An 11,784-nucleotide genomic window follows, 5' to 3' on the forward strand; every position below is an offset into this window, starting at 1 on the left:
CAATGAAAATTATTGCAAGCCTATTTCATACGCAAAGGATGGAGAACCTGAAATGTCAAAACAACAAATTGGCGTGGTCGGCTTGGCCGTCATGGGCAAAAATTTGGCTCTGAATATTGAGAGCAAAGGGTTTACCGTCTCGGTATATAACCGCTCCCCGCAGAAGACGCACGATCTGGTCGAGGAAGCGAAAGGCAAAAATCTCGTAGGCACATTCTCGGTGGAAGAATTCGTTCAATCGCTCGAAGTGCCGCGCAAGATCCTGATCATGGTTCAAGCGGGTCCGGCGACGGACGCGACGATCGAGCAGCTGATTCCGCATCTGGATCAGGGCGACATCATCATCGACGGCGGCAACGCCTACTTCCCGGACACGCAGCGCCGCAGCGAAGACCTCGAAGCCAAAGGCTTCCGTTTCATCGGCACGGGCGTATCCGGCGGCGAAGAAGGCGCGCTCAAAGGCCCCGCGATCATGCCGGGCGGTCCGAAAAGCGCGTACGAGCTGGTCGAGCCGATCCTGACTTCGATCTCGGCCCACGTGAACGGCGATCCTTGCTGTACATACATCGGACCTGGCGGCGCGGGCCACTACGTCAAGATGGTACACAACGGCATCGAGTACGGCGATATGCAGCTGATCGGCGAAGCGTACCACCTGCTTAAGGACGTGGTCGGCGCCGACACGGACGAACTGCACCAAATCTTCGGCGAGTGGAACAAAGGCGAACTCGACAGCTACCTGATCGAGATCACGACCGACATTTTCTCGCAAAAAGATCCGGAAACCGGCAAGCCGATGGTCGACGTCATCCTCGACGCCGCCGGCCAAAAAGGCACGGGCAAATGGACCAGCCAAAGCGCTCTCGACCTGGGCGTTCCGCTGTCCATGATCACGGAATCCGTATTCGCGCGGTTCCTGTCCGCCATGAAGGAAGAGCGCGTGGCGGCCAGCAAAGTGCTGAGCGGACCGAAAGCGGCAGCCTTCTCCGGCGATCGCGCCGAGTTCATCGAGAACGTGCGCAGAGCGCTGTTCGCAAGTAAGATCGTTTCGTACGCGCAGGGCTTCGCGCAGATGCGCGCCGCTTCCGACGAATACGGCTGGGATCTGCAGTACGGCAACATCGCCATGATCTTCCGCGGCGGCTGCATCATCCGTTCGCAGTTCCTGCAAAACATCAAGGACGCGTACGACAAGGACGGCAAGCTGGCGAACCTGCTGCTCGACGATTACTTCAAGGGCGTCATCGAGAACTACCAGGATTCGTGGCGTCAAGTCGTGGCCGCGGCCGTCACGAACGGCATTCCGGTTCCGGGCTTCTCCAGCGCCTTGGCTTACTACGACAGCTACCGCACGGAGCGTCTGCCGGCGAACCTGCTCCAGGCGCAGCGCGACTACTTCGGCGCCCACACGTTCAAACGCGTGGACAAAGAAGGCGTGTTCCACCACGAGTGGCTCGACCTGGACAACGGCACGCTCGACCTGCCGAACACGAAAAACCAGTAATCGGAAAAAGCCTTTCATCCCTTCGGATGAACAGCGGCGGGGGCCGTCTTTCGGGACTGCCCTGCGCCGCTTTTTCTTTTGCCGAACAGAGGTAATTTAACGCTTCACAGCGTCTAATTATTGAACAAGACGGAACGAGCGTGTATAGTGGAGGAAGCGGAAAAGCTGTGCGGGACCGATAAGCGGCCGGGGAAGGGCAGACATGAAAAAAGGAGCCCGCGCGGGGCTCCTTCTGCCGGATCAGTCTTCGTCTTCATGCCAGGCGATCATGCCGCCGGTCATGTTGACGACGTTGTCGAATCCGGATTGCTCCAGATATTCGCAGGCGCGTTCGCTGCGGTAGCCGCTGCGGCAGATGAACACCGTCTCGCGGTCGGGATCGAGTTCGTCCAATCGTCCGGCCAGTTGGCCGAGCGGAATGTGGACGGCGCCGGGGATCATGCCCTGGGCCACTTCTTCCGGCTCGCGGACGTCGATCATCAGCGGGGCGTCGCCCCGTTCGATACGCTCGCGCAGCTCCGAAGGTTGTATTTGCGTAATAGGATTCATGGCCTTCCTGCCTTTCGGTTGGGATAGGTCCATGATAGCGAACGGGAAAAACCCGTGTCAAACTCAAATATTTTAAGGGAACGGCTTGGAGGGGAAAAGCATGGACGTGATTGTCAGACGCACCGAGAAACTGGAAGGCGCCATCGAGGCGCTGTCTTCCAAAAATTATACGACGCGCTATCTGCTGGCCGCCGCGCTGGCGGACGGCACGAGCACCGTGCGCTTCCCTGCGCACAGCGAAGACAGCGACGCCATGCGGCGCTGCATCGCGGAATTGGGAGCGGAGCTGGAAGAAGACGACGAGAAGATCGTCATCAAGGGCTTCGGACGGCAGCCGAAAAAGATCGCCGAGCTGAACGTGGGCAACGCGGGCGCCGTGCTGCGCTTTCTGCTGGCCGTCTCGGCGCTGTCGGAAGACGTTCACTTCGTCAATACGTATCCGGATTCGCTGGGCAAGCGTCCGCATGACGATCTCATCGACGCCTTGACGCAGATGGGCGCGCGGATCGATCACAACGGAGGCCGGCTGCCGATCACGGTCAAAGGACCGGTCAAAGGCGGCAAAGTGACCGTATCGGGCGAAGTCAGTTCGCAGTATCTCAGCGCGCTGCTCTTTTTGACGCCGCTGCTCGAAGCGGACAGCGAAATTACGGTCACGGGCGACCTGAAGTCGAAAGTCGTCGTCGGGCAGACGCTCGAAGTACTGGAGCAGGCCGGCATCGCCATCGAAGCGAACGACGATTATTCGCTGTTCCGCGTGCCGGGCGGCCAGTTCTACCGGGCGGGCGAGTATGCGGTCCAGGGCGATTATCCGGGTTCCGCCGCGATTCTGGCGGCCGCCTCCGTTTTGCCGTCCGACGTCACCGTGCGCCGCTTGGCCGTGAACAGCAAGCAGGGCGAACGGGCCGTCGTCGACGTGCTGCGGATGATGGAAGCGCCGCTGACGCACGAGAACGACATTGCCGTCGTGCGGGGAACCGGCAGCTTGAAAGCCGTCGAATTCGACGGCGACGCCGCTACCGACGCGGTACTGGCAATGGTTGCCGCGGCCGTGTTCGCCGAAGGGACGTCGCGTTTTTATAACGTGGAGAACCTGCGCTACAAGGAATGCGACCGCATCACCGATTATCTGGCCGAGCTGCGCAAAGCGGGCGCGGACGTGGAGGAAAAGCGCGACGAAATCATCGTGCACGGCCGCCCGCAGGGCGTTGCCGGCGGCGTCCGGATCGACTCGCATTACGACCACCGCGTGATCATGGCTCTCACGATCGTGGGCCTGCGCGCCGACCAGCCGATCACGATTGCCGACGCCTATCATGTCGCCAAGTCGTATCCCGGATTTTTCGACGACATGATCGCGCTTGGCGCCAATGTCGAATGGGTAAAGTAAGGTCAAACGGATAAATAACAAAGAAACGTATTCCAGGATTCATTCGAGAATCAAGGAGGAGTCTAACATGCCTTTCCAAAATCCAAGCCGGGAAGAAATCGGAAAGCTTCTTGAGCAGGCCGGCAATATTGCGGTCGTCGGCTTGTCCGACAAGCCGGACCGGACGTCGTACATGGTCTCGCAGGCGATGCAGTCGCGCGGTTACCGCATCATTCCGGTCAATCCGACCGCCGCGGGGCAAGAAATTCTCGGCGAGACCTGCTACGCGTCGCTGGCCGACGTGCCGGAGCCGATCGACATCGTCGACGTGTTCCGCCGCAGCGAATTTTGCGCCGACGTGGCCCGCGATGCCGCGGCCGTCGGCGCAAAGACGCTGTGGCTGCAGTCGGGCGTATACAGCGACGAAGCCGCCGGGATCGCGGGCGAAGCCGGCATGACCGTCATTATGGACCGCTGCATCAAGGTCGAAGACGCCGTAACCGGCGCCGGAAGCCGACGCTGAACAGGTCGTTCGGTCTGATCAACCCAACGTGCCTTGAAAGTCTAACGCAGCTGGAAGCGAGAAGACGGAGAGAGAACTTCAGTGAAGTACGGGCTTTCGTAGAAAGCCACTTCGGAAGCATATGCTAACGAATTTCTCCCGCGGCTGACGAGCTTCTACAACGAATAGGATTTTTGAGGGCAGCCTGGGGCTCTTCCGATAAGGAAGAGCCTTTTTGCCGCGCGTAAAAGCGCCGCAAATTCTTTGACAAACGCCCCTTCAAAGCTTAACATTTGAAGGAAGAGAGGAGAGGGACGTCTTTGAATTGGTTAGGTTCGCTTCAACAGCTTGGCCGGGCCGTGATGATCCCGACAATGGTCCTCCCCGCGGCGGCCATTCTGCTCAGCGCGGGCAGTCTTCCCTGGGGAGCGTGGGGGCTTCCCGGCGTATCCGAAGCGTTGAACGTGGCAGGCTCGGGCGTACTGCTCTACCTGCCCTATTTATTTGCCGTAGGCGTAGCGCTGGGGCTTGCCAATCAGGCGGGATATGCGGGTCTGGCGGCGCTCATGGGCATGACGATCTACGAACGGGTCATCGACCACTTCGCGAGCGGTCAGATTCAGCCGACGACTTTGATCGGCATTCTGCTCGGCGCCATCGCCGGTGCGCTGTACAACCGTTTCAAAGACTTCAAGCTTCCGGAAACGATCCAGTTCTTCGGCGGATCGCGTTTCGTTCTGCTGTTTATGGGGCTTCTGTCGGCCTTGTTCGCGTTCGCCATGCTGGCGGTCGGGCCGCTGCTTCAGGCGCTGATCGATTGGATGGACCTTGAAGTTCAAGCGACGGGCGGCTTCGGGTTGTTCGTATACGGCATTTTATACCGGGTGCTGTCGGCTTTCGGGCTGCACCATCTGCTCAACAATATCGTCTGGTTCCAGTTCGGCTCTTACGAGACGGCTTCCGGCATGATCGTGCAGGGCGACCTGCCCCGCTTCTTTGCCGGCGATCCGACCGCGGGCCTGTTCATGGCGGGCTTGTTCCCGATCATGATGTTTGCGCTGCCCGCAACCGCGATGGCCGTCATCCACGAAGCGCGCGAGGATCTCAAACCCAAAGTACGCAAGACGTTCGTCCGCGCGGCGCTGGTTTGCCTGCTGACCGGGGTATCGGAGCAGATCGAATTCGCCTTCCTGTTCGCGTCGCCGTTTCTGTTCGCGCTGCACGCCGTGCTTGCGGGCTTCGCGATGTGGCTGACGTACGCGCTGGACATTCATCACGGCTTTTCGTATTCCGCCGGCCTGATCGACTTCGTGCTGAACTTCCATCTGTCGACCAACGGCTGGCTGCTGATTCCGATCGGCATCGTCTACGGGCTGGGCTATTACGTGTTGTTCCGCTGGGCGATCCGCAAGTTCCAGATTCCGACGCCGGGCCGCGAGGAAGGCTCGACGCTCGAAGACTGGGCCGGCAACATTCCCTACCGCGCGCCGCTCATTTTGCAGGCGCTCGGGGGCCGGGACAATATCGTGCAGGTGCAGGCGTGCATCACCCGGCTTCGCCTGACGGTGGCGAACGATCGGAAGATCGACGGCCATGCGCTCAAATCGCTCGGTTCCGCGGGCCTCATCCGACTCGGCGGAGGCAACGTGCAGGTCGTGTTCGGCACGTATTCCGAGCTGATCCGGGAAGAGATCAACAAGCTGATCGACCGCGAGCTGGACCACGTGCTGTTTTCCTCGCCGGTTCAGGGCCGCATGATACCGCTCGACGAAGTGCCGGACCAAATTTTCGCGAAAAAGTTGGTCGGGGACGGCGTGGCGTTCATTCCGGAAAAAGACGAGCTGGTATCGCCGGTCGCCGGCACGGTGCTGCACGTTTATCCGACGCAGCACGCGCTGGGCATCCGGACGAACGAGGAGGTCGACGTGCTGCTGCACGTCGGCATCGACACCTCGCATCTCGAAGGGGCGTTCGAAGCGTTCGTGCAGGTCGGGGATATCGTCGAGCCGGGGCAGCTGCTGATTCGCTTCGACCTGCCGCTGCTGCGGGAAAAAGCCAAGTCGCTCGCAACGCCTATGCTGATCACGAATCCGGACCGAGTGCGATCCTGGAGCTTCGCGCCGTTCAAAGCGGTCAAAAAAGGCCAGGGATCGGTCATGTCGGTCGTACTCTACGATAAAGAGAACATCCCGAAATAAAGAGGAGATGAAAAAGTGTCTCACGCGCTCCAAGACGTCAGCCGTTTATTTCGGGATCGCATAACAGAAAGAGAAACGAGAGGGGGAGAACGATGATAACCTGTATCGGAGCCGCGCCCGGCGTTGCGATCGGGAGAGCTTTCGTTCTGCCGACATGGGAATGGGACGTACCGGACCAAAAGATGGACGTCGTTGATCTGACGCGCGAATTCGAGCGTTTGACCGAAGGCATCCGAACGTCCCGCTGCGAGATCGAGGACATGAAAAAAGAAGTGAAGGAAATGGTGGGGCCGGAAGAGTCGAGCATCTTCGACGCCCATCTCGCCATTCTCGAAGATCCGGTATTCATGAGCGAAATCCGGGGCATTATCGAACGGCAGTACAAAGCGGCGGAAGTGGCGGTCAAGGAGGCGATCGACCATTTCGTCACCATGTTCGATCTGCTCGACGACGAATACATGAAGGAGCGGGCGGCCGATATCAAAGATGTGGGCAACCGGCTGCTCAAGCATCTTCTGGGAGCGCCGGAAATCAAGCTGCCGTCCGATACCCAGCCGTATATCCTCGTGGCCAAGGAGCTGTCCCCGTCGCAGCTTGTGCACTTGAATCCGCAGCATGTGCTCGGCATCGTGACGCTGATTGGCGGCAAAACGTCGCATACGGCGATTATGTCGCGAGCCATCGGAATTCCGCTGGTAGCGGGATTGGAAGGCAAGCGGGAAGAACCGTTCCAGACCGGCGAGCTGCTCGTGATCGACGGGGACGAAGGCGTCCTGTTTGCCGAGCCGGATGAAGGGACGCTGCGCATTTACGAGGAGAAGCGCCGAAAGCTTCAGCGCAAAAAGGAACAGCTGCAGCTGCTGGCCGAAGTCGAAGCGGTTACCCGCGACGGCGAACGCTTGACGCTCGCGGCCAATATCAGCTCGTTCAAAGAGCTGGAAACTTCGCTCAAGCACGGGGCCCAGGGCGTCGGATTGTTCCGAACGGAGTTTCTCTACATGGATCGTTCGGAGTTCCCAAGCGAAGAAGAGCAGTTCGAGGTGTACCGCCGCATTGCGGAACGGACGAACGGCCAGTCGGTCGTCATCCGCACGCTCGATATCGGCGGCGACAAGCAGCTGGATTACTTGTCGCTGCCGGAGGAAGATAATCCGTTTCTCGGTTATCGGGCGATCCGGATCAGCCTCGACCGTCACGATTTGTTCCTGACCCAGCTGCGGGCGATCTTGCGCGCCAGCGCTTTCGGCGACGTCAAAATCATGTATCCGATGATCTCCTCGGTCGACGAAGTTCGTCAGGCCAAAGAGCTGCTCCGCAGAGCGATGATTCAGCTTGACGAGCGCGGCGAAGCGTACAACCCGGACATTCCGGTCGGAATTATGATCGAAGTGCCGGCGGCGGCCGCGATTGCGGACCTGCTGGCCGAAGAAGTCGATTTTTTCAGCATCGGAACCAACGATCTTGTCCAGTATGTGCTGGCGGTCGACCGGATGAACGAACAGATCGCGCATATGTATCATCCGTATCATCCGGCCGTGCTGCGGATGCTGCGCATGACGGCGAACGCGGCCCGCGAGCGCGGGATCGAAGTGAGCGTGTGCGGCGAGATGGCCGGCGACGAACGGGCGATTCCGATCTGGCTGGAACTCGGTGTCGGCAAGCTCAGCATGTCGCCGCAGTCCCTGCTGCGGGTGAAACACCGCATCTTGAACACGACGGCGTCCGAAGCGCGGGAAGCCGGACGGGAGTGCTTCAAGCTCGGGCGTTCCGGCGAGATCGAGCGGCTGCTGTCGGAGTACGTGACTCCGGTCGTATAGAAGAACACGGCGCCGACGAAGCGTCCGCCGCGATCGGCGCAAAAAAGAACCGCTCTCTGTGCGAGAGCGGTTCTTTTGGATGCGCGGAGCGGGAGATGACGCTTACCGGGCGGCTTTCGAATTTGCCAGAGCCTCGCAAAATGCGCGCCCGTAAGGAGGAAGGTCGGGCGGTCTGCGGGCGGAGATGATATGGCCGTCGACGACGACCGGTTCGTCCTTCCAGACGGCGCCCGCGTTTTCCATATCGTCGCGGATGCCCGGCGTGGACGTGACCGTAACGCCGTCAAGGATTTTGGCCGAAATCAGTACCCATCCGGCATGGCAGATCTGTCCGATCGGCTTCTTCGCTTCGTGCATTTCGCGGACCAACTGAAGCACTTTCGGGTAGCGGCGAAGCTTATCGGGCGCCCAGCCGCCCGGAACGAGAATGCCGTCGTAATCGGCGCTGTCCAGCTCGTCGAAGCCGTACTCCGCTTCGGCGGGAACGCCGTATTTGCCGATATACGTTTTGCCTTTTTCCGCGCCGGCCAGATGAACTTCGGCTCCTTCTTCGCGTACCCGGTAAACGGGAACCCACAGCTCGAGATCTTCGAATTCCTCATCTACCAAAGCAATGACTTTTTTTCCGTCAAGACGCATATTCACCGTTCCTTCCATATTTTTGTCGACGAAGCGGGCAGCAAAGCGTATCGTTTCCGCCCCCTATATCACATGTATCATTGTAACAGCCGGGAAGAAGCGCCGCAAAAAAGAGAAGAAAAAAGCGAAAGTTTTTTTGAAAGCGCTTAATTAATTTGGAAAACAAGCAGGAATTTGCGCAAGCCGCAGCGAATCCCTTGCATGAGGACCTTATTCCGGCATTTTGCTTGTGTCGGGATGATTCCGGCTTCCGCTCTTGCCGATCCGGCCGGCGGAATGCCGCATGCTTAAGCCTGCTGTTAAGAGATTCGTCCGAACGCGGTAAACATCGATGTTGGAGGGGATTATGGAATGCAGGAGCATTGCAAATGCGGACAACGGTACGATCTGGATTTTCGGCTCGTCGATTACAAAAAACATGTCAGCATTGACAACGTGCCGGTTCTGATCTGCCCGAAATGCGAGCATGAAGAGGTACTTCCCTGGATTAAGGGAGATCTGGGTTCGCTGCTGCGAAGCCTGCCGCTTGACGAAGAGCCGTACGGGCTGGATTACACGGAATTCAACGAGCTGGCGCTTATCATGTACACGATCTTTACCTGCAGCGAAGCGGATACGAAAGACGCTTTAAAAGCGGAAATCCAGGCAAGCTGCATCTCCCGGATTAATGCGCTGCTCGATTTGTACCGCTGTGCCGGCGACGCGGGCGATCGCTCTTGGATGGCCGAGATCGAACTGCGCCTGGCGCAGTTCACCGAAAAAGTCGCGGTCGACGACGGCAGGGAAGCCCGCTTTTCGCCGGCATGACAAAAAGTCGCATGTCAGGCGTCTTTGACTTCGTTTTGCCGGGTTGTTAAACTTAAATCGAACACTTGTGTGGACAACATCGAGATTCGCCGCAAAATGGAAGGAGACTTAACCATGCCTACTTTTACTCAAATTACGACCAGCGAACAGCTGGAAGCCGCCATTCAACAATCGCTGGAGAAGCCCGTACTGCTGTTCAAGCACAGCACCCGCTGCCCGATCAGCGCGGGAGCCTATGCGGAAGCGCAGCGCTATTTGGCAGGCTCGCCGAACTCCGACGCTTCGTATGTTCTGATTCACGTCGTGGAAGACCGTCCGGTGTCGCTGGAAGCGGCGGACCGTCTGGGCGTGGAGCATGCTTCGCCGCAGGCCATTTTGTTGAAAGAAGGCCGCGCGGTCTGGAATACGTCGCACTCCCGGATCACTTCGTCGGCTTTGAAGGAGGCGCTGTCCTAGGACAGCCGCCTTTTTTGGAAAAAAGTGAAGCGTTAACATTGCGCACCAAGCAAATTTATCGTATCATGGTACTAATGAAAGCTTGAATGTAATTCATTGAAACCTGATTGAAAAATTTACTGGCAATGGAGAGAAAAGATGTGACGGTAACTATTTATGATGTGGCGCGTGAAGCGGGAGTCTCGATGGCCACCGTTTCGCGAGTCGTAAACAACAACCCCAACGTAAAGCCGCAAACCCGCAAAAAGGTCTATGAGGCGATTGAGCGTCTTGGCTACCGTCCGAATGCGGTTGCGCGCGGTTTGGCCAGCAAAAAGACGACGACGGTCGGCGTGGTTATCCCTGACATTTCGAATTCGATTTTCGCGGAAATCGCACGCGGCATCGAAGATATCGCCAATATGTATCATTACAATATCATTCTGTGCAACGCCGACAAAAAGAAAGAAAAAGAAATTCGTGTCATCAACACGCTGCTCGAGAAACAAGTGGACGGGCTGCTGTTTATGGGCGGCACGATTACCGAAGATCATGTCCAGGCGTTCCAGACGGCTTCCGTGCCGATCGTTCTTTGCGCGACCAAAGATGAAAACGGTACGATTCCGTCCGTCGACATCGATCACGAAGCGGCGGCTTTCGACGCCGTCAGCACGCTGATTCGCCACGGTCACCGCGAAATCGCGATGATCAGCGGCACGCTGCAGGATCCGGCAAACGGTTACTCGCGCTTCCAGGGTTATAAGCGCGCGCTGGAAACGGCAGGCATCGAATACCAGGAAGACCTGGTGCGCATCGGCAATTACCGCTATGAATCCGGCGTGGAAGCGATGAAATATTTCCTCGGTCTCAAGCGCAAGCCGACCGCGATCTTCGCGGCTACGGACGAGATGGCGATCGGAGCCATTCACAGCGTGCAGGACGAAGGCTATAAAGTACCGGACGATTTCTCGATCATCAGCGTGGACAACATTCGGATGGCTTCCATGGTACGTCCGCAGCTGACTACCGTCGCTCAGCCGATGTACGATATCGGTGCCGTAGCCATGCGTCTGCTGACGAAGCTGATGAAAAAGGAAAACGTGGAAAACGCGCAGGTCATTCTGCCGCACGAAACGATCCTTCGCCTTTCCGTCGCCCGGTTGAACGATTAGTCGTGACGAAGACGATGAGAGACCCTATTGCGTTGATGGGCGCGATGGATGAAGAAATCAAGCTTCTGCTTGAAGAGATGGAGGATGCCCGCAGCCGGAAGGCGGCGGGCATTACTTATACGCAGGGACGCTTTCGCGGACATGAAGTCGTCGTTTGCCGCTGCGGAGTGGGCAAAGTCAACGCCGCGGCAGCGGTACAGGTACTGGTCAGCGAATTCCGCGCGCATGCGCTGATCTTTACCGGAGTTGCCGGCGCGCTTCATCCCGAGCTGGAAATCGGCGATATTGTCGTTTCTTCCGAGAGCATGCAGCACGACATGGACGCATCGCCGCTTGGCTTCGCGCCGGGCGTTATTCCTTTTCAGGAAGAATGGCTGTTTCCGGCGGATCGGAAGCTGGTTGCGCTGGCCGAAGCCGCATGCGAAAAAGAACGGGTGCGGTTTCGGGTCGGACGGATCCTGTCGGGGGACCGATTTGTGGCGGACCGAAACGAAGTGCAGCGGCTGCGCGGCGAATTCGACGGATTATGCACGGAGATGGAAGGAGCGGCGGTCGCTCAAGTTTGCCGTCTGAACGGGCTTCCGCATGTCGTGATCCGTTCCATGTCGGACAAGGCGAACGGAGAAGCACCGGCCAGCTTTGCGGATTTCACGGCGGCGGCCTCGGCGCGCTCTTTTGCGATTGTCGCCGGGATGCTTGCAAGCTGGAAAGAAAGCTGAGGAATAGGGTGTCGAAGAAAACAGGGTTCAAGCGAATTGAGCTGCGAAAAAGCCCGGAGCCGCCGAAATATCG

The 11,784-nt window shown here is 58.3% G+C and carries 11 protein-coding genes; 9 read left to right on the plus strand and 2 right to left on the minus strand.

The window, feature by feature from the left end; genetic code table 11:
• The first annotated feature begins 52 nt into the window (after nt 1-52).
• Nucleotides 53-1,504, plus strand: a complete 1,452-nt coding sequence (gndA, locus tag GYN08_RS01475) for an NADP-dependent phosphogluconate dehydrogenase (protein WP_166271820.1) — start codon at nt 53-55, stop codon at nt 1,502-1,504.
• 240 nt (nt 1,505-1,744) lie between these two features.
• Here gndA and GYN08_RS01480 read toward each other — a convergent pair whose 3' ends face one another.
• Nucleotides 1,745-2,053: a rhodanese-like domain-containing protein gene (locus GYN08_RS01480; protein ID WP_166271822.1), complete on the minus strand. Its 309-nt coding sequence runs from the start codon at nt 2,051-2,053 to the stop codon at nt 1,745-1,747.
• Nucleotides 2,054-2,153: 100 nt separating this feature from the next.
• On the opposite strand from GYN08_RS01480, the gene aroA reads away from it, so the two are divergent.
• From aroA to ptsP, 4 genes are all read left to right on the plus strand, one after another.
• A complete protein-coding gene (gene aroA / locus GYN08_RS01485) occupies nt 2,154-3,443 on the plus strand; it encodes a 3-phosphoshikimate 1-carboxyvinyltransferase (protein ID WP_166271824.1) in 1,290 nt (429 codons plus the stop codon).
• A 67-nt stretch (nt 3,444-3,510) separates the two neighbouring features.
• Nucleotides 3,511-3,945, plus strand: coding sequence for a CoA-binding protein (locus tag GYN08_RS01490; protein WP_166271826.1), 435 nt, complete (start codon nt 3,511-3,513; stop codon nt 3,943-3,945).
• Nucleotides 3,946-4,244: 299 nt separating this feature from the next.
• The gene (locus tag GYN08_RS01495) at nt 4,245-6,122 is read left to right on the plus strand and encodes a glucose PTS transporter subunit IIA (RefSeq protein WP_166271828.1); all 1,878 of its coding nucleotides are present in this window, start codon (nt 4,245-4,247) and stop codon (nt 6,120-6,122) included.
• A 92-nt stretch (nt 6,123-6,214) separates the two neighbouring features.
• Nucleotides 6,215-7,939, plus strand: coding sequence for a phosphoenolpyruvate--protein phosphotransferase (ptsP, locus tag GYN08_RS01500; RefSeq protein WP_166271830.1), 1,725 nt, complete (start codon nt 6,215-6,217; stop codon nt 7,937-7,939).
• Between the two features lie 102 nt (nt 7,940-8,041).
• Here ptsP and GYN08_RS01505 read toward each other — a convergent pair whose 3' ends face one another.
• Nucleotides 8,042-8,578 carry a type 1 glutamine amidotransferase domain-containing protein gene (locus GYN08_RS01505; RefSeq protein WP_166271832.1) on the minus strand — a complete coding sequence of 179 codons (537 nt, stop codon included), beginning with the start codon at nt 8,576-8,578 and terminating at the stop codon, nt 8,042-8,044.
• 351 nt (nt 8,579-8,929) lie between these two features.
• Here GYN08_RS01505 and GYN08_RS01510 point away from each other — a divergent pair, with 351 nt between their 5' ends.
• The 4 genes from GYN08_RS01510 to GYN08_RS01525 all read left to right on the plus strand — a co-directional run bounded on the left by GYN08_RS01510 (nt 8,930) and on the right by GYN08_RS01525 (nt 11,711).
• Entirely contained in the window at nt 8,930-9,385 is a 456-nt protein-coding gene (locus tag GYN08_RS01510; protein ID WP_166271834.1) for a hypothetical protein, read from the plus strand.
• A gap of 114 nt (nt 9,386-9,499) precedes the next feature.
• Nucleotides 9,500-9,841, plus strand: coding sequence for a bacillithiol system redox-active protein YtxJ (ytxJ, locus tag GYN08_RS01515; protein WP_166271836.1), 342 nt, complete (start codon nt 9,500-9,502; stop codon nt 9,839-9,841).
• Between the two features lie 140 nt (nt 9,842-9,981).
• Nucleotides 9,982-10,992, plus strand: coding sequence for a catabolite control protein A (gene ccpA, locus GYN08_RS01520; protein WP_166271838.1), 1,011 nt, complete (start codon nt 9,982-9,984; stop codon nt 10,990-10,992).
• A 14-nt stretch (nt 10,993-11,006) separates the two neighbouring features.
• Entirely contained in the window at nt 11,007-11,711 is a 705-nt protein-coding gene (locus GYN08_RS01525) for a 5'-methylthioadenosine/adenosylhomocysteine nucleosidase (RefSeq protein ID WP_166273064.1), read from the plus strand.
• Nucleotides 11,712-11,784 lie beyond the last annotated feature (73 nt).

The sequence above is a fragment of the Saccharibacillus alkalitolerans genome (genome assembly GCF_011090185.1).
Classification (GTDB): Bacteria; Bacillota; Bacilli; order Paenibacillales; family Paenibacillaceae; genus Saccharibacillus; species Saccharibacillus alkalitolerans.

What these genes read in the sequence shown, in the direction of transcription:
- gndA (WP_166271820.1), top strand. Translation starts at nt 53, where the DNA reads ATGTCAAAACAACAAATTGGCGTGGTCGGCTTGGCCGTCATGGGCAAA.
- GYN08_RS01480 (WP_166271822.1), bottom strand. Translation starts at nt 2,053, where the DNA reads ATGAATCCTATTACGCAAATACAACCTTCGGAGCTGCGCGAGCGTATC.
- aroA (WP_166271824.1), top strand. Translation starts at nt 2,154, where the DNA reads ATGGACGTGATTGTCAGACGCACCGAGAAACTGGAAGGCGCCATCGAG.
- GYN08_RS01490 (WP_166271826.1), top strand. Translation starts at nt 3,511, where the DNA reads ATGCCTTTCCAAAATCCAAGCCGGGAAGAAATCGGAAAGCTTCTTGAG.
- ptsP (WP_166271830.1), top strand. Translation starts at nt 6,215, where the DNA reads ATGATAACCTGTATCGGAGCCGCGCCCGGCGTTGCGATCGGGAGAGCT.
- GYN08_RS01505 (WP_166271832.1), bottom strand. Translation starts at nt 8,578, where the DNA reads ATGCGTCTTGACGGAAAAAAAGTCATTGCTTTGGTAGATGAGGAATTC.
- GYN08_RS01510 (WP_166271834.1), top strand. Translation starts at nt 8,930, where the DNA reads ATGCAGGAGCATTGCAAATGCGGACAACGGTACGATCTGGATTTTCGG.
- ytxJ (WP_166271836.1), top strand. Translation starts at nt 9,500, where the DNA reads ATGCCTACTTTTACTCAAATTACGACCAGCGAACAGCTGGAAGCCGCC.
- GYN08_RS01525 (WP_166273064.1), top strand. Translation starts at nt 11,007, where the DNA reads ATGAGAGACCCTATTGCGTTGATGGGCGCGATGGATGAAGAAATCAAG.